Origin of the sequence: Plantactinospora sp. B5E13 (assembly GCF_039871775.1) — a bacterium.
GTDB lineage: Bacteria > Actinomycetota > Actinomycetes > Mycobacteriales > Micromonosporaceae > Plantactinospora.
Map to the genome: position 1 here is coordinate 108,519 of NZ_JBDPLT010000015.1, position 15,443 is coordinate 123,961.

General features: G+C 72.9%; 17 protein-coding genes and 1 pseudogene. 11 read left to right on the top strand and 7 right to left on the bottom strand.

The window, feature by feature from the left end:
* Positions 1 to 88 precede the first annotated feature (88 nt).
* The gene (locus ABGB05_RS16295) at positions 89 to 484 is read left to right on the top strand and encodes a hypothetical protein (protein WP_347654242.1); all 396 of its coding nucleotides are present in this window, start codon (positions 89 to 91) and stop codon (positions 482 to 484) included.
* Positions 485 to 519: 35 nt separating this feature from the next.
* On the opposite strand, the gene ABGB05_RS16300 is transcribed toward ABGB05_RS16295, so the two are convergent.
* The 3 genes from ABGB05_RS16300 to ABGB05_RS16310 form a co-directional block, all read right to left on the bottom strand.
* Positions 520 to 774, bottom strand: coding sequence for a Smr/MutS family protein (locus ABGB05_RS16300; RefSeq protein WP_275032160.1), 255 nt, complete (start codon positions 772 to 774; stop codon positions 520 to 522).
* Between the two features lie 118 nt (positions 775 to 892).
* Positions 893 to 1,261, bottom strand: coding sequence for a tetratricopeptide repeat protein (locus ABGB05_RS16305; protein ID WP_347654243.1), 369 nt, complete (start codon positions 1,259 to 1,261; stop codon positions 893 to 895).
* Between the two features lie 125 nt (positions 1,262 to 1,386).
* Positions 1,387 to 2,139, bottom strand: a complete 753-nt coding sequence (locus tag ABGB05_RS16310) for an ROK family protein (protein WP_347654244.1) — start codon at positions 2,137 to 2,139, stop codon at positions 1,387 to 1,389.
* Positions 2,140 to 2,292: 153 nt separating this feature from the next.
* On the opposite strand from ABGB05_RS16310, the gene ABGB05_RS16315 reads away from it, so the two are divergent.
* The 4 genes and pseudogenes from ABGB05_RS16315 (at position 2,293) to ABGB05_RS16330 (ending at position 6,272) form a co-directional block, all read left to right on the top strand.
* Entirely contained in the window at positions 2,293 to 3,930 is a 1,638-nt protein-coding gene (locus ABGB05_RS16315) for an ABC-F family ATP-binding cassette domain-containing protein (protein ID WP_347654245.1), read from the top strand.
* Positions 3,931 to 4,041: 111 nt separating this feature from the next.
* Positions 4,042 to 4,293, top strand: a pseudogene (locus ABGB05_RS16320) (hypothetical protein); the annotation flags it as partial.
* Positions 4,294 to 4,506: 213 nt separating this feature from the next.
* On the top strand, positions 4,507 to 5,229 hold the full coding sequence (locus ABGB05_RS16325; RefSeq protein WP_347654246.1) for a BON domain-containing class I SAM-dependent methyltransferase: 723 nt from the start codon (positions 4,507 to 4,509) through the stop codon (positions 5,227 to 5,229).
* Between the two features lie 107 nt (positions 5,230 to 5,336).
* The gene (locus ABGB05_RS16330) at positions 5,337 to 6,272 is read left to right on the top strand and encodes an NADP-dependent oxidoreductase (protein WP_347654247.1); all 936 of its coding nucleotides are present in this window, start codon (positions 5,337 to 5,339) and stop codon (positions 6,270 to 6,272) included.
* A 115-nt stretch (positions 6,273 to 6,387) separates the two neighbouring features.
* Here the strand turns inward: ABGB05_RS16330 and ABGB05_RS16335 are convergent, their stop codons facing one another.
* The gene (locus tag ABGB05_RS16335; protein ID WP_347654248.1) at positions 6,388 to 7,065 is read right to left on the bottom strand and encodes a Crp/Fnr family transcriptional regulator; all 678 of its coding nucleotides are present in this window, start codon (positions 7,063 to 7,065) and stop codon (positions 6,388 to 6,390) included.
* A gap of 121 nt (positions 7,066 to 7,186) precedes the next feature.
* Here ABGB05_RS16335 and ABGB05_RS16340 point away from each other — a divergent pair, with 121 nt between their 5' ends.
* Positions 7,187 to 7,465 (top strand): YciI family protein, encoded by a 279-nt coding sequence (locus ABGB05_RS16340; protein ID WP_347654249.1) that lies wholly within the window; start codon positions 7,187 to 7,189, stop codon positions 7,463 to 7,465.
* 16 nt (positions 7,466 to 7,481) lie between these two features.
* On the opposite strand, the gene ABGB05_RS16345 is transcribed toward ABGB05_RS16340, so the two are convergent.
* From ABGB05_RS16345 to ABGB05_RS16355, 3 genes are all read right to left on the bottom strand, one after another.
* Positions 7,482 to 8,327 (bottom strand): alpha/beta hydrolase, encoded by an 846-nt coding sequence (locus ABGB05_RS16345; RefSeq protein ID WP_347654250.1) that lies wholly within the window; start codon positions 8,325 to 8,327, stop codon positions 7,482 to 7,484.
* 125 nt (positions 8,328 to 8,452) lie between these two features.
* Positions 8,453 to 9,280: an ABC transporter permease gene (locus ABGB05_RS16350; RefSeq protein ID WP_347654251.1), complete on the bottom strand. Its 828-nt coding sequence runs from the start codon at positions 9,278 to 9,280 to the stop codon at positions 8,453 to 8,455.
* The gene (locus ABGB05_RS16355; protein WP_347654252.1) at positions 9,277 to 10,383 is read right to left on the bottom strand and encodes an ATP-binding cassette domain-containing protein; all 1,107 of its coding nucleotides are present in this window, start codon (positions 10,381 to 10,383) and stop codon (positions 9,277 to 9,279) included. The genes ABGB05_RS16350 and ABGB05_RS16355 overlap by 4 nt, the downstream gene beginning before the upstream one ends.
* Positions 10,384 to 10,480: 97 nt before the next feature.
* Here ABGB05_RS16355 and ABGB05_RS16360 point away from each other — a divergent pair, with 97 nt between their 5' ends.
* The 5 genes from ABGB05_RS16360 to ABGB05_RS16380 all read left to right on the top strand — a co-directional run bounded on the left by ABGB05_RS16360 (position 10,481) and on the right by ABGB05_RS16380 (position 15,423).
* Positions 10,481 to 11,275, top strand: coding sequence for a TetR/AcrR family transcriptional regulator (locus tag ABGB05_RS16360; RefSeq protein ID WP_347654253.1), 795 nt, complete (start codon positions 10,481 to 10,483; stop codon positions 11,273 to 11,275).
* A gap of 144 nt (positions 11,276 to 11,419) precedes the next feature.
* A complete protein-coding gene (locus ABGB05_RS16365; RefSeq protein WP_347654254.1) occupies positions 11,420 to 12,187 on the top strand; it encodes a DUF6071 family protein in 768 nt (255 codons plus the stop codon).
* A complete protein-coding gene (locus ABGB05_RS16370; protein ID WP_347654255.1) occupies positions 12,184 to 13,104 on the top strand; it encodes a glycosyltransferase family A protein in 921 nt (306 codons plus the stop codon). Before ABGB05_RS16365 ends, ABGB05_RS16370 begins: the two co-directional genes overlap by 4 nt.
* Positions 13,105 to 13,188: 84 nt before the next feature.
* Positions 13,189 to 14,235, top strand: a complete 1,047-nt coding sequence (locus ABGB05_RS16375) for a hypothetical protein (protein WP_347654256.1) — start codon at positions 13,189 to 13,191, stop codon at positions 14,233 to 14,235.
* Between the two features lie 201 nt (positions 14,236 to 14,436).
* The gene (locus tag ABGB05_RS16380; RefSeq protein WP_347654257.1) at positions 14,437 to 15,423 is read left to right on the top strand and encodes an amidohydrolase family protein; all 987 of its coding nucleotides are present in this window, start codon (positions 14,437 to 14,439) and stop codon (positions 15,421 to 15,423) included.
* The last annotated feature ends 20 nt before the right edge of the window (positions 15,424 to 15,443 follow it).

Consider the following 15,443-nt stretch of genomic DNA (forward strand, 5'->3'; position numbering starts at 1 on the left):
CAGCATCGTGCTGTCCGCCCGCGTTCAGCCCAGCCGGCGCCACCTGGGAGGTCCTCCCGGCGCCGCCGGATCCGAGGGGAGCCCACCGATGATCCGCAAGTACGGCAAGGCCCTCGCCGCGATCGCCGGAGCCGCGCTCACCGTCGCCTACGGCGCGCTCTCCGGTGACCAACGCATCGAGGCCGACGAGGCGGTGCAGATCGCCATCGCCGCCGCGACCGCGATCGGCGTCTACCTCGTACCGCTGACCCCGCAGTACCGGTGGGCCAAGACCGCCGTCGCCGTGGTCCTCAGTGTCCTCCAGGTCCTCGCCACGGTGATCCTCGGCGGCCTGGACTCCAACGAGTGGATCGCACTGCTGCTGGCCGCGCTGACCGTGGCCGGCGTCGGCGCCGCCCCGGCGGTCTCCAGCAACGGCGTCAGCAACCAGACCCCACGCGCCGCAGCCGGTACCGGCCAGCCCACCGAACACACCCCGGCCTGACCGGCGGCCACGTCGGCGGCCCGCCGACGTGGCCGCTACTTCCAGCGAAAGTGCACGAACAGGCGACCGAAGTTCTTGGAGTCCTTCTCCACCCGGTGGTAGAGCTGCTTGATCTCCTTCTGGTCGAGAAACCGCAGCACCCGCTTCTTGAGCTGGCCGGAACCCTTGCCGGGGATGATCTCGACCAGGGTCGCCTTCTTCGCCACCGCCTCGTCCATGATCCCGCGCAGCGCCCGGTCGATGTCCTGCCCACGGTTGAAGATGTCGTGCAGGTCGAGCTTGAGCTTCATCGGGCGGCCACCGTCGGCGCAGGGTCCATGGCACCCCATCCTAGGCACGCCGACGGCGGCCGGGCCGACCTCGCCAGCGCCTGCCGGGTCGACCTCACCGCCACCCGTCGGCCCGGACTCACCGACGCCCGCCGACCCGGGTCTGTACCCGCTCCATGGCGATCCGGTAGTCGTCGTTGCCGGCGTACATCGCGGCCGCGATCCGCAGGTGCCGCAGCGCCTCCACCGGCCGACCGACCCGTTCCAACGTACGGCCCAGCACGTGGTGGGCGTAGTGGTCACTGGGGTCACGGTTCACCAGGGTGCGCAGCTGCTCCTCGGCCCGGCCGAGCTGGGCGGTCTGGAAGTAGGCCCGGGCCAGCAGCTGCCGTACGGCGGCGTTGTCGGGCTCCGCCTCGACGATGGGCTCCAGCAGCCGGGCCGCCTCGGACGGGTCCCCGGTCTCGAAGCACATGGTCGCCCGCCGGTAGTCCGCCAGAAGATCCATTCGACCCACCTCCCACTGTCGCCGCCACTTGCCTCGACGCTGGCACAACACCGCCACTCGCGCGACTGTTCCGCCCCCTACCGCAGTACGGGCGGAAGATGCCCGTTCACTGCGGAATATCCGACTCAACCGGGCCGGATCGCCCAGGCCCGTACCCCGCCGACGATGCCGGCCGTGTTCGGCACCACGACCACGTCGTCCCCCATCCGGGCCAACTGCTCCGGCCGGACCAGTCGGGAGTTGCCGCCACCGAGATAGAGCCGGTCCCACTGGAAGACCGGGCGCAGCCCGTCGACGACGGTACGGACCCGCCGGGACCAGAACGCGTCACCGAGCCGGCGCCGCTCGTGCTCCCCGACGTAGGTGTCGTAGCTCATCCCCCACCGCACCGGGGCCTGCGACAGTTCCAGATGCGGGGCGAGCACCCCGCCGTCGAAGAGCGCGCAGCCCAGCCCGGTGCCGAGGGTCAACACCAGTTCCAGGCCGGTCCCGGCGACCACCCCGGCACCGTGCACCTCGGCGTCGTTGAGCACCAGCACCGGCAGGCCGAACGCCTCGGCGAGCGCGCTCTGCGCGTCGTACCCGGACCATTCGGCGACCAGCGCGGGGTCCGGCTTCGTCCGCGGCCCGGCCCGGGTCACGTAGTGCGGGGTCGCCACCACCACGCCGTGCCGGATCATCCCGGGCATGCCGACGGTGACCCGGTCGGCGCCCGGCAGCCGGGAGCCGAGGTCGACAAGCGTCTTGACGAAGAGGCTGGTCGGCAGCGGGTACGGCGTCGGCACCCGCAGCGGCCGGGCCCGCATGGTGCCGGCGTCGTCGAGTACGGAGGCCTTGATCCCGCCGCCACCGCAGTCGATCGCCAACGTGGTCTTCACCGTCCCAGTCTGCCGCCCCGGCCACCGGTCCGCCCGCTCCGCCCGTCGCTCCGTACGGCCCACCGGCAACCCCCGCCCCGGCCCGGCAGCGGCTCGCCCCGGGCCGGCCGACCGGACGGCCGAGGGATCACGGCAGATAGCATCGGAGTCCTCATGAGCGCCACACTGATCGCCAAGGACCTTGCCGCCGGCCACGGGGAGCGGATCCTCTTCGCCGACCTGGAACTGGTCGTCGCCCCCGGTGACGTCGTCGGTGTGGTCGGGGTCAACGGCGCCGGGAAGTCGACGCTGCTGCGTACCCTCGCCGGCTGGCAGGCCGTCGAGCAGGGCACCGTCAGTCTCAGCCCGCCCACCGCGACCGTCGGCTACCTGCCGCAGGAGCCGGAGCGCCGACCCGGCGAGAGCGTCCGCGACTTCCTCGGCCGGCGGACCGGGGTGACCGCCGCGCAGGCCGAACTGGACGCGGCGACCGAGGCGCTGACCACCGGGGCGGACGGCGCCGACGACCGGTACGCGGCCGCGCTGGAGCGCTGGCTCGCCCTCGGCGGGGCGGACCTGGCCGAACGGGCCGACCAGGTCGCCGCCGAACTCGGCCTCACCGTCGACCTGGACCAGCCGATGACCGCGCTCTCCGGCGGCCAGGCGGCCCGGGCCGGGCTGGCGTCGCTGCTGCTCAGCCGCTACGACATCTTCCTGCTCGACGAGCCGACCAACGACCTCGACCTGGCCGGGCTGGAACGGCTGGAGGAGTTCGTCACCGGGTTGCGGGCCGGCACGGTGCTGGTCAGCCACGACCGGGAGTTCCTCACCCGCACGGTCACCCGGGTCCTGGAACTGGACCTGACGCAGCAGCAGGTCCGGCACTACGGTGGCGGCTACGCGGCCTACCTGGAGGAGCGGGAGGTGGCCCGCCGGCACGCCCGCGCCGACTACGAGGAGTACGCCGACACGAGGGCCGGGCTGGAGGCGCGGGCCCGGTCCCAGCGCGCCTGGATGGAGAAGGGCGTCAAGAACGCCCGTCGGAAGGCGACCGACAACGACAAGATCGGCCGGAAGTTCCGGACCGAGGCGACCGAGAAGCAGGCGGCGAAGGCCCGGCAGACCGAACGGCTGATCGAACGGCTGGAGGTGGTCGAGGAGCCGCGCAAGGAGTGGCAGCTCCGGATGGAGATCGCCGCCGCGCCCCGGGCCGGTGCGGTGGTCGCGGCGCTGCGTGGCGCGGTGGTACGCCGGGGCGGGTTCACCCTCGGCCCGGTCGACCTGCAGGTGGACTGGGCCGACCGGATGGTCATCACCGGGGCCAACGGTTCCGGCAAGACCACCCTGCTGGCGGCGCTGCTCGGGCGACTGCCGCTGGACGACGGCACCTCGTCGCTCGGACCCGGGGTGGTGGTCGGCGAGGTGGACCAGGCACGCGGGCTCTTCCTCGGCGGGCAGGCCCTGCTGGACGCCTTCGGTGCCGCCGTACCGACGATGAACCCGGCGGACGTGCGGACCCTGCTGGCCAAGTTCGGGCTGCGGGCGGCACACGTGCTCCGCCCCGCCACCACCCTGTCGCCCGGGGAACGGACCCGGGCGGCGCTGGCCCTGCTCCAGGCCCGGGGCGTCAACCTGCTGGTGCTGGACGAGCCGACGAACCACCTCGACCTGCCGGCGATCGAGCAGTTGGAGTCGGCGCTGGAGTCGTACCCGGGAACTCTGCTGCTGGTCACCCACGACCGACGAATGCTGGAGACGATCCGGACCACCCGGCACATCCAGGTCGACGCCGGCCGGGTGACCGAACGCTGAGTCCGAGCGCCCTGATCCGCCCCTGACCTCGCCACCCCTCCGCACTACGGACGGCAGCGACATCGGCACTCCCCTGTTTGCCTACCCGACCGACTGGGCAAAGCTCCCGCCATGCCCAAGTGGGAGTACGCCCTGCTGGTCCGCCGGCGGCAGCCCCGGCTCGACGAAGCCGGCTGGGAGCTGGCATACACCTGGTACGGCCCCGACGGTGCCGTGCTCGACGTCTCCGCGTACGGGGACACCGCCCTGACCCACCTCAACCGCGCCGGAGCCCAGGGCTGGGAACTGGTCTCGGTCACCGAGGACAGCAACATGCAGGGCAGCGCCGAACTGCACCGCTACCACATGAAACGGCCGATCGCGGTCGCCCCGACCCGGCCCCGGATCCGCAACGTCAGTCGGTCCGCCCGTCGCGCCGTCGGCTGACACCCCGCGCAGCGCCGGAGTGTGCGCAAGGCCCCTTCCGCGCCACCGGCTGCCGCCCCGGCGACAGAAAGGGGCGTCCCCGCGACAGGAAGGGGCGTCCCCACACGCATGGCGGGGTGGAAACCGGGTAGGCACGACCCGGAGGTGGGCATGGTCGCGCAACTGCACAGGGCGCCCTCCGGAGACCGGTTGCGGGCGATCGACGAGTTTCTCGGCATGGCGTACGCCGACCTGGTCAGGCACGACGACCGGCTGCGCGGCACCGCGGTCGAGGCCCGGTTCGACCGGGGGGTCGCGCACCTGACCGGTGACGTGGCGGACGCCGCCGAGCTGCGGATGGTGCGGGACCTGGTCGGACGGCTGGACGGCGTACTCGCCGTCTGGTCGCGGGTCCGGGTGGCCGGTCGGGAGCCGGTCGTCGTCGACCTGGGTTGTGGTGCGGCGAAGCAGTATCCCGGCAACCTCGGCCTGGACCTGCGGCTGGCACCGGGGGTCGACGCCCAGGCGGACCTCTCCACCTCGCTGCCGCTGGCCGGCGACTCGGTCGACGTGGTCTTCACGGTGCACATCCTGGAACACCTGATCGACTTCCTGACCCTGGTCGACGAGATCCACCGGGTGCTCCGGCCGGGCGGTGTCCTGCATGTGATGAGCCCCTGGTGGGGGCATGTCAACGCGGTCGCCGACCCGACCCACGTACGACTGCTGGACGTCCAGACGATCAAGCACATGTGCGACCGTCATCCAGGGGCCCGGCGCTGGTATCCGCTGCACGCCGGCTGCGACGGGGCGTCGATCTTCGCCGACCTGACCCCGCTGGGCCCGGACGATCCCGGCCCGGACCGTGCCCACCTGGCCCGGTTCTTCGACTGACCGGCACAGCCGACGCCCCGCCGGGATGCCGGGGGAAGGCATGCCGGTGGCCCGGACGGGAACCCGACCGTGTCGGAAACGGTCGAGTCTGCTGGGGAGGTCGGCGCATGCGCGCGGTGATGGCGGAGTCGTACGGGGCGATGCCGGAGGTCCGGGAGATGCCCGAACCGTCGCCCGTCGGCGGCGATGTGAAGATCGAGGTCCAGGCGTCGTCGCTGAACGGGTACGACGCGAAACTCGTCGACGGATACCTGGGCGGCGACATCGAACACCAGTTCCCGGTCGTGCTGGGGCGGGACTTCGCCGGCATCATCACCGAGGTCGGTCCCGGAGTGGCCGGTTTCATGCCGGGTGAGAAGGTCTTCGGGGTCGTCGCCAAGCCGCGACTCGGCGACGGCTCGTTCAGCGAGTACGTCGTCGTACCGGAGGACATCGGGCTGGCCCCGCTGCCGGCCGGGGTCGACTACCGCGCCGCCGGGGTGCTGGGGCTGGCCGGGGTGGCCGCGCTGGCCAGCGTGGACGCGGTGGCGCCGGGGCACGGCGAGCTGGTGCTGATCTGCGGTGCGACCGGCGGGGTCGGGCACTACGCCGTGCAGCTCGCCGCCGCCCGGGGCGCCTCGGTGATCGCGACCGCCGAGCCGGGGCCGCAGGCCGACCTGATGTTCGAGTTGGGCGCCGCGCACACCGTGGACCACCGGGGTGACCTGGCCGCCCAGGTACGACGGTTGGCGCCGGCCGGGGTCGACTGCGTGGTGCACCTGGCCGGGGATCCGAACGTGCTCGCCGACCTGCTGGTGCCGGGCGGGCGCTTCTCGTCCAGTCTCGGGGTGGGCCCGGAGCAGTTCGGTGGCCGGGACCTGTCGGTGACCGCGATCGAGGCGGTCCCGGACCGGATCGTGCTGGAGCACCTGGCGACGGAGGTGGCCGCCGGCCGGCTGCGCCCGTCGATCGCCCGGACCTACCTGCTGGACGAGGTGCCGCAGGCGTTCGCCGACTTCAACAGCAGCGGCACGGTCGGCAAGATCGCCGTCGCGATCGGCTGACCGGCGTCACTCGGCGGCCCCGACGTCAGTGCGCCCCGGCGGACCGACGTCGGTCGGCTCCGGCCGCCCGGCCGACCTGGCGTCAGTCAGCTCCGGCCGCCCGGCGGGGCGGAAGTCAGTCAGCTCCGGCCGCCCGGCGGGCGAGGATCTCGGGGGCGAGTACCGTCACCGCCCCCGGCTCGACCCGGATCAGATCCGCGTCGGCCAGGGTCCGCAGCGCCCGGTTGACGGAGACGCGGGTCAGGCCGAGCGTCTCGGCCAGCCCCTGCTGGGCGCCGGGCAGCGGGACCCGTCGGCCGGTCTGTGCTGCCGCCGTCACCAGCCAGGACGCGACCCGGGTGGGGGCGTCCGCGAACGCGGTGCGGACCAGATCGCGTTGCCGGTGCCGTAGTTCGCGGGCCAGGTGGGCCAGGACGTGCCGACGGACCGCGGGGACGTCGTCGACGAGCCGCAGCAGTTCCGGGGCGGGCAGCATCCGGCAGTGGACGGTGGTGGCGGCCAGCCAGGTGGCGGTGTGGCGGCCGCCGTCCAGGACCGCGCTCTTGTCCACCGCGCAGGGCCCGGTGAACTCGCCGAGTCGCAGCCGCCGGCCGTCGGCCGTCTCGTGTACGGCGGTCAGCGCTCCGGCCTCCAGCACCAGCAGGTGTCCCGCCGGCTCACCCCGGACGGCGAGGACCGTGCCGGCGGGTACGACCCGGGGCGGTGACCGGTCGAGCAGGTGGTGGAGCCGCTCCGGGTCGAGCCCGGCGAACAGCGGTACGGCGGCCAGTCGGCTCAGCTCCGTTGCCTCCATCCGGCAATTGTGCCGCCCGGCCCGGCCCTGGTCGCTTCTGCCGGTTGCCGGCTGATGTTCCCTGGCCGGGCTGTATCGGCTGATACAGCCCGGACCGGATCGGTGGCCGTACGATCCCGACATGATCGTTGTGGAACTGCGCTTCTCCTCGGACGCGGCGGAGCGGTTGGCGGCCCGTCCGGCACACCGTGACCTGCTGGCCCAGTGGCACGCCGAGGGGTTTGTGGTGGCCGCCGGGCCCTGGCCGGACGAATCGGGAGCGTTGCTGCTCTTCGACGCGGATGAGGCGACGGTCCGGCAGCGGATGACGGAGGACCCCTACTACCGGACCCCGGGCGTGACCGTGCACCAGGTCCGGGAGTGGCATCCGGTGGTCGGCGGCCCGGCGTCGGTCAACTGACTCCCGACCGAACGCGTCACCTGTTGGTGGAGAGCGGGCGGCGGGACTTCGCCGCCTCGACCGCCCAGTTCAGGGCGTAGTCGGCGACCTCCTCCCAGCCGGGCTGGCCGAGGCTGTAGTGCGGCCGACCCGGGAACTCCTTGTAGCCGGTGATCGCGGTCGACTTCCGGTAGCACCCCGCCGTCGCCTGGCTGACCGTCGGCGGGGCGACCCGGTCGGCCCCGTCGGCGATCAGCAGCAGGGGCGCCCGCCGTTCGTTGCCGAAGTCGACCCGCAGCGCCGTACGGGGGTTGACGTTCGCCACCGCCGCCTCGAACAGCAGGTTTCCGGCCGCCGGTACCGCGTACCGCTGGTAGAGCCGCTCCGCCTCGGCCCGGGACATGGTGTTGGTCAGGGTCTGGTGGAACTGGTCGAGGGTCAGCGGTACGGCCCGGTGCCGGTTCGTCGGGTTACGCAGTACCGGCAGGCCCGCCTTCACGGTCGACACCGGCAACCGGAGCACCCCCTTGACCGGCGCCGAGTCGATCGCCACCCCGGCCGCGCCGAGCCCCCGGTCCAGCAGCATCTGGGTGAACGCCCCGCCGAAGCAGTGACCGATCAGGATCGGCGCCCGGTCCAGGCTCCGGATGATCCCCTCGTAGTGGTCGACGATCTGCGCCACGCTCTGGTCGGCGAGGGCGGCCGGGTCCCGGCGGATCTCCTCGACGGTCTCCTCCATGCCCGGCCAGGCGGGCGTCAGCACCCGGTAGCCGGCGGCCCGGTAGCGGTCCGCCCACTGCTCCCAGCTGAGCGGGGTCAACCACATGCCGTGGATCAGCACGATGCTGTCGGGTGTGGTGGGTACGGCAGGGATGAGGGGCATGGTGTCCTCTTCCGAACGGTCGCGGCCCGAACGGGCGTGCCGAGGTGACAACGGTCGCCCGCCCCGGATACCCGGGCCCGGCCGCCCCAATCCGGTCCGGCGGAGACGGTCCGGCCCGGTCCGGGCTACCGGTCGAGTCGCCGGTAGCGGCGTACCGAGAGGGGCAGGAAAATCGCGGTCAGCAGCACGGGCCAGCCGGTCGCCAGGGGCAGCGCGTTGCGGGCGAGCCAGGAGTTCCCACCCCAGCCGGGATTGCCGAACAGCTCCCGTACCGCGGCGATCGTCGCGGACAACGGGTTCGCCTCGGCGAGTACGCCGAGCCAGCCCGGCATCGTCTCGGGTGACACCACGGCGTTGGAGAGGAAAAGCACCGGCCAGACCAGGATCTGGAGGGCGACCACCGACTCGGGCTGCCGGAGCAGCAGTGCGAGGTAGATACCGACCCAGAGCAGGGCGAAACGCAGCATGAGCAGCAGCCCGAATCCGGCCAGCGCGGCGCCGGCGCCGGCGTGCCAGCGCCAGCCGACCGCCAGTCCGCAACCGATCATCACCAGCAGTCCGAGCACCGAGTTGAGCATGTCGGCCATGCTGCGGCCGAGCACCACCGCCGAGGAGGCCATCGGCATCGCCCGGAACCGGTCCGTGACGCCCCGGGCCGCGTCGGTGGCGATCGCGGTGTAGGTGGCCTCTATGCCGAACAGCATCGTCATCGCGAACATGCCGGGCATCAGGAACTCCCGGTAGTTCCCGCCGCCGGTGATCAGCATCCCGCCGCCGAACAGGTAGCCGAACATCAGCACGACCATGATCGGAAAGAACAGTTCGATGGCGACCTGCAGCGGCTGGCGCGCCCGGTGCGCCAGGTCCCGCCGGGTGATCGTCCACCCGTCCTGCAGCGCCCAGCGCAGTCGCTGTGGGCCGGTACGCGGCGGGGCCGGGATCACGAGGCTCATCGGGCCCCCTCCGGCGCGCGCCACCGGTTCGCCGGGTCGGGTGCGACCCGTTCCCCGGCGGCGGTCGTACCGGAGGCGCTGTCGACGCTGTCGGCACCGGACGCAGTGCCGACACGGGCGGCAGTGTCGGCACGGGCGGCGGTGCCGGCGCCGGAGGCACTGCCGGCACCTGCGGTGAGGTGCAGGAACACCTCGTCCAGGGTGGGTCGGCGCAGCGCGATGTCCTCGACCACGACACCCTGCTCGTCGAGGGCGCGGACCAGCTCGGTGAGGGCGTGGATGCGGTCCCGGACGGCGACGCCGGCCCGACGGTTCTCCCGGTCGACGCTGACGTCGCCGGCGCCGAGCCGGCCGAGCAGGGCGGCGGCGGCCGGCAGGTCGTCGGCCTCGCGCACCACGACGTCGAGCCGGTCGCCGCCCCGCAGGGCCTTGAGCCGCTCCGGGGTGTCGTCGGCGATGACCCGGCCGGCGTCGACCACACAGATCCGGTCGGCGAGCTGGTCGGCCTCGTCGAGGTACTGGGTGGTGAGCAGGACCGTCGTACCGGCGCCGACCAGGGCACGGACGGCTGCCCAGACCTCGTTTCGTCCGTGCGGGTCGAGCCCGGTGGTCGGCTCGTCGAGGAAGAGCACCGGTGGCGTCAGGATGAGACTGGCGGCCAGGTCGAGCCGGCGCCGCATCCCGCCCGAATAGGTCTGGACCGGCCGGTCACCGCTGTCGGTGAGCCCGAACCTGGCCAGCAGCTCGTCCGCCCGCTGGTCGGCCACCCGGCCGGGCAGGTGGTGGAGCCGGCCGAACATCGCCAGGTTCCGCCGGCCGGAGAGCACCTCGTCCAGGGCCGCGTGCTGCCCGACCAACCCGATCCGGTGGCGGACCTGGTCGGCCTGGCGGGCCACGTCGAAACCGGCCACCTCGGCCCGTCCGCCGTCGCCGCGCAGCAGGGTGGTGAGGATCCGCACCACCGTGGTCTTGCCCGCACCGTTGCGCCCGAGCAGGCCGTGCACCGTACCGGTGGGCACGGCAAGGTCGAATCCGTCGAGTGCGAGCCGGTCGCCGTACCGCTTGCGCAGTCCGTCTGCCCGGATCGCCCGCGCCTCGGTCATCACACCCCTAATCCCGTACGTCGTAAAGAGTTATTCGGCAAATATAGCGTACGCCGTAAAGAGTTCAAGCCTGTCCGCGAACCGGGAGAATGGCGGGGTGACCACGGAGTACAGCGGCACCGGCGACCCGAAGCGGAGCATGGAACTGCTCTGGGGCGTACCGGACCGACCCCGGCGCGGGCCGAAGCCGAAGCTGACCGTGGCGCGGATCGTCGGGGCGGCGATCGAGATCGCGGACGCGGACGGCCTGGCCGGACTCTCCATGCGCCGGGTCGCCGACCAGCTCGGGGTCACCGCGATGTCCCTCTACACCTACGTCCCCGGCAAGGGTGAACTGCTCGACGTCATGCTCGACACGGTGTACGGCGAGGACGTCGACCCGGACACGCCCCCGGTCGCCGGGGGCGCCGCCGACTGGCGGGCCAGGCTCGAACGGCTGACCCGGCAGAACTACGAACGCTACCGGCGCCATCCCTGGTTGCTGCAGGTGGCGTCCAGCCGCCCGGTCCTCGGCCCGAACCTGATGGCCCGCTGGAACCAGGAACTCGTCGCGGTCGAAGGACTCGACCTCACCGACGTCGAGATGGACCTGGTGATCACCCTGCTCGCCGACTACGTACACGGCGCGGTACGCGGCGCGGTCGAGGCGGCCCAGGCCGAGCAGCGGACCGGGATGACCGACGAGCAGTGGTGGCGCTCGTACGCACCCCTGCTGGAGCAGGTCTTCGACGCCGAACGGTTCCCGGTCGCGGCCCGGGTCGGCCAGACGACGGGCGAGGAGTACCAGGCCGCAACCGACCCGGCCCGGTCCTTCGAGTTCGGCCTGCAGCGGGTCCTGGACGGAATCGGAGTGCTCATCCAGACCCGGGTCGGGTCGGCGGACCGGACCTGACCCGTAGGCTCCGGCCCCGTCGGGTCGCGGAACCGACGACGTTGCCTCTCCCACCCGAGCCTGGATATATTCACTTCCATCATCAGATGGGAGCGTTCCCACAGGCACTCGTCCCCTCGGACGTGGCGGAGAGGGTCGACCTGCATGAGCACGATCCGGCTGTTGGTGGCGAACGGGTGCAGCTTCGCCCGGGGCGCCGAACTCGCCGCACCGGAGCGGGACGCCTGGCCCGCCCTGCTCGGCGCCGACCTCGGCCTCCGGGTCGCCAACCTCGGCTGTGACGGCGGATCCAACCGGCGGGTCGTCCGCAGTACCGTCGCCCACCTGGATGTCGTCCGGCGGGCGCACCGGGTGACGTACGACCAGATCCTCTTCTTCGGCATGTGGACCGCGCTCTGCCGCGACGAGTACTACGACAGCCGGATCGAGGACGGCCCGGTCCGGCCCGACCTCGGGGTCCGCCCCGACCTGCCGGAGGAGCCGCACTGGCAGCGGGTCGCCGACTGGAAGGCCGCCGAGGGGGACCGGCCGTCCCGGGCGTACCTGAAGCACCTGTTCAGCACCACCGGCGGGACCGTCAACTTCTTCGTGGACTGGCTGCTGCTGGAACACCATCTCACCCAGCTCGGCGTGCCCAGCCGGTACGCGTTCGCCTGGGAGGTCCTGCCCGACCCGATCCCGGCCGAGGCGGTACCGGTGATGCGCGCCCTCCGCGCCGACCTGGTCTTCGGCCAACTGCCGCCGCGACCACAGGACACCTTCCGGGAGATGGTCGTCGGCCGGGTCCCGTTCGGACACTGGGACCACCCACTGCGCGAGGGACACCGGCATTTCGCCGACGCGCTGCTGCGCTGGCTGCGTACGGACGAACGGCTCCACTTTCCCCGCGCGGTCGGGACGGCCTCGGCATGACCACCGTGACCCACCGCCCGGCCACCGCGCCCCGGACCCGGCCAGCCACCGGGCCGGAACTCGTGTCGGTGGTCATCCCGACCCGTAACGGCGCGGCGACGATCGGCGCCCAGCTGGCGGCGCTGGGCCGGCAGACGTACCCGGGGCGGTGGGAGGTCATCGTCGTGGACAACGGCTCCACCGACCGGACCGTCGAGGTGGTCGCCGGCTTCCGCGACCGGCTGCCGGACCTGCGCCTGCACCGGGCCACCGCGCGGGCCGGCACCAGCTACGCCCGCAACGAGGGCTGCCGGGTCAGCCGGGGGCAGCTGCTGCTCTTCTGCGACCAGGACGACGTCGTCGGCCCGGACTGGGTGGCCGAGATGGTACGCGGACTCGCGGTCTTCGCCGCCGTCGGCGGACACGTCGAGCGGCACCTGCTCAACGACGAGGTCTCCCTGGCCACCCGCCCCGAGAAGCCACCCGGTTCACTGCAGGGCGGCTTCGACTTCCTGCCGTACGCCCTCGGCGCGAACTGCGGGGTACGGCGCACCGTCTACCAGGAACTCGGCGGCTTCGACCCCGACTACCGGTACGGCTCCGACGAGGTGAGCTTCTTCTGGCGGCTGCAACTCGCCGGCCACCGCCTCGGCGCACTGCCCGACGCCGTCGTGCACTACCGGCTGCGCCGCGACCTGCGGTCGATGGCCCGGCAGTACTACGCGTACGGCCTCAGCCATCCCCGGCTCTACCGGGACTTCGCCGCCGCCGGGCTGCCCTGCTCGATCCGGGCGGCGGCCCGGGAGTGGGGTTGGCTGCTGTGGCACCTGCCCGACCTGGTCCGGTCGCGGAAGTCCCGGGCGGTCTGGGTGACCCGGTGCGCGATGCGCTGTGGGCGGCTGGTCGGCAGTCTCCGCAACCGGGTCGTCTTCCCCTGAACCCACCGGTCCTGAGCGTTGTCTCAGGTTCTCTCAGCGCTGTCAAAGGTGGGGCCGGGAGGATCTTGCCATGGTGACGCTGTCATGAGCGCCGATGTGCTGGGCCGGCCCACCGGTGCCGTCGGCGGATCGGTGCGCGGGTTCGGGCTCTTCGCGGTGGTCTGGCTGGCCGCCTACGTGCTGGTCCACCTGTGGTGGGCCGTCGACGGTGCGCCGCGCTTCCTGGCGGGCCGGGAGTCCTACTTCCCCGGCGGCTGGGTTCCGGTGGTCATCGCCGCGGTCGCCCTGCTCGGCTGCGCGGCCGCCGTGGCGGGCGCTCGTCGACAGTGGAGCGACCGCCGTCACCACCTGCTCGCCGGTCTCAACGCCGCCGCCGGCGTCGCCCTGTGCGTCTACTCGTTCCTGTTCCCGGTCGTCGTCGTGTCACTGCTGTTCGAGGGCGGTGGCACCGACACGGTGGTCAGCCTGCTGGCCACCGGCAGCGGCGCCGCCGGCGGCGTCTTCTGTCTGGTCATCGCCGCGCGCGAACGGCGCCTAGCGGTGCGGCCCTGCGAGTCCTGCGGGCGGGTCCACGGCAGGTCGCCGGAGCGTCGGGACGAGTTGTCCCCCCGCTGGGCCTACGTCGGCGCCTATCTGGCCGTCGGCGGGTTCCTGGCCCGGATGGGCGTGTGGACGTACGACACGGTCACCGGCCAGTGGCCGTCGGCGGCGAGCCGGGCGAACGGACTCTCCTGGACCGCGATGGTGGTCTTCCTCGCGCTGATGAGCCTGGCCGGCACGGTGCTGCCGCTCGCCCTGGTGCACCGCTGGGGCCGGCTCTGGCCGGCGTGGCTGGGCCCGCTGCGCGGGCGTCCGGTGCCCCGGTGGCTGGTACTCGGCGTCGGACTGTTCGTCGGGGCTAGCCTGACCGCGTACTTCGGCATCGCCGGCATGACCGCCTGGATCCGCGGTGAGTTCGGTGGCCCGTTCCTGCCGTTGCTGTTGGAGATGGGGGGCTACACGCTCTGGGGCGTCGGACTGCTGGTGGCGTCCGCGTCGTACTTCGCACTGACCAGAGCCCCGTGTCCGCGGAACGCGGTCAGCACGGACGTCCGACCGGGACGGTCGAGCTCAATGGAGGAGAGCCGATGACGAGGCATGCTGTCCGGGCGGCACGGATGTTCGACGGCGAACGGCTGGTGAGCGGCGGGGTGCTGGTCCTGCTGGACGACGGGCGCATCGCCGACGTGCACCAGGGCCGGGCCGAGGCGCCGGAGGGCTGGCCGGTCCGCGACGAACCGGACGGCACCGTGCTGCCCGGCCTGGTCGACGCGCACGTGCACCTGTGCGCCGATGCCGGGCCCGACGCGCTCGGCCGGCTCACCGAACGTCCCGAGTCGGACCTCGACGCGGTCGTCGAGGAGTCGCTGCACGCACACCTGGCGGCCGGCGTCACCACCGTCCGGGACCTGGGCGACCGGCGCGGCGCCGTACTCCGGTGGCGGGACCGGACCAAACGCGACGACCTGCCGACGGTGCTGGGGGCGGGCGCACCGGTCACCAGCGTCGGCGGACACTGCTGGTCGCTGGGGGGGCGAGGCGAGTGGCGTCGACGGGATCCGCGAGGCCGTACGGCTGCGGGCGGCGGCCGACGCCGACCTGATCAAGGTCATGGCCAGCGGCGGAGTCTTCACCCCCGGCACCGACACCACCCGACCGCAGTTCACCGACCGGGAACTTGCCGCCGCGGTGAACCGGGCGCACGAACTGGGCCTGCCGGTGACCGCCCACGCGCACGCGCTCAACGCGGTCGAGCAGGCGCTGCACGTCGGTGTCGACGGCATCGAACACTGCACGTGCGTGACCGCGACCGGCGCCCACGTCCCCGACCGGCTCGCGGACCGCCTCGCCGCGTCCGGGGTGGCGGTCTGTGCCACGCTCGGCACCGACCCGGGCGTGGTCACCCCGCCGGAGGTGGTGGCGATGGCGGCGGCGGCCGGGCTCAGCGAGGCCGCGCTGCGCGACGGCGTCGCCACCCTGCACCGGGCCGGAGTCCGCCTGGTGGCCGGGTCGGACGCGGGCCTCGGCCCGGCGAAGCCGCACGGGGTCCTGCCGGAGACGGTCGTCGAGTACGTCGCCTGCGGCATCCCCGCCACCGCCGCCCTCGCCGCGGCCACCTCGGTCGGCGCCGAGGTGTGTGGCCTGGGGCGGCGCAGGGGCCGCGTCCGCCCCGGATTCGACGCCGACCTGCTGGTCGTGGACGGCGACCCGACGAGCGACATCACCGCACTGCGCCGCCCGCTCGCCGTGTACCGCGCCGGCCACCCGGTGCGCGGATGACCGGTTCCACGGCGCCGCCG

Bases quoted from the DNA above. Each gene is read 5' to 3' on its own strand.
- ABGB05_RS16295 (WP_347654242.1), top strand. From the start codon at position 89: ATGATCCGCAAGTACGGCAAGGCCCTCGCCGCGATCGCCGGAGCCGCG.
- ABGB05_RS16300 (WP_275032160.1), bottom strand. From the start codon at position 774: ATGAAGCTCAAGCTCGACCTGCACGACATCTTCAACCGTGGGCAGGAC.
- ABGB05_RS16305 (WP_347654243.1), bottom strand. From the start codon at position 1,261: ATGGATCTTCTGGCGGACTACCGGCGGGCGACCATGTGCTTCGAGACC.
- ABGB05_RS16315 (WP_347654245.1), top strand. From the start codon at position 2,293: ATGAGCGCCACACTGATCGCCAAGGACCTTGCCGCCGGCCACGGGGAG.
- ABGB05_RS16325 (WP_347654246.1), top strand. From the start codon at position 4,507: ATGGTCGCGCAACTGCACAGGGCGCCCTCCGGAGACCGGTTGCGGGCG.
- ABGB05_RS16330 (WP_347654247.1), top strand. From the start codon at position 5,337: ATGCGCGCGGTGATGGCGGAGTCGTACGGGGCGATGCCGGAGGTCCGG.
- ABGB05_RS16335 (WP_347654248.1), bottom strand. From the start codon at position 7,065: ATGGAGGCAACGGAGCTGAGCCGACTGGCCGCCGTACCGCTGTTCGCC.
- ABGB05_RS16340 (WP_347654249.1), top strand. From the start codon at position 7,187: ATGATCGTTGTGGAACTGCGCTTCTCCTCGGACGCGGCGGAGCGGTTG.
- ABGB05_RS16345 (WP_347654250.1), bottom strand. From the start codon at position 8,327: ATGCCCCTCATCCCTGCCGTACCCACCACACCCGACAGCATCGTGCTG.
- ABGB05_RS16350 (WP_347654251.1), bottom strand. From the start codon at position 9,280: ATGAGCCTCGTGATCCCGGCCCCGCCGCGTACCGGCCCACAGCGACTG.
- ABGB05_RS16355 (WP_347654252.1), bottom strand. From the start codon at position 10,383: ATGACCGAGGCGCGGGCGATCCGGGCAGACGGACTGCGCAAGCGGTAC.
- ABGB05_RS16365 (WP_347654254.1), top strand. From the start codon at position 11,420: ATGAGCACGATCCGGCTGTTGGTGGCGAACGGGTGCAGCTTCGCCCGG.
- ABGB05_RS16370 (WP_347654255.1), top strand. From the start codon at position 12,184: ATGACCACCGTGACCCACCGCCCGGCCACCGCGCCCCGGACCCGGCCA.
- ABGB05_RS16375 (WP_347654256.1), top strand. From the start codon at position 13,189: ATGAGCGCCGATGTGCTGGGCCGGCCCACCGGTGCCGTCGGCGGATCG.
- ABGB05_RS16380 (WP_347654257.1), top strand. From the start codon at position 14,437: ATGCCGGGCCCGACGCGCTCGGCCGGCTCACCGAACGTCCCGAGTCGG.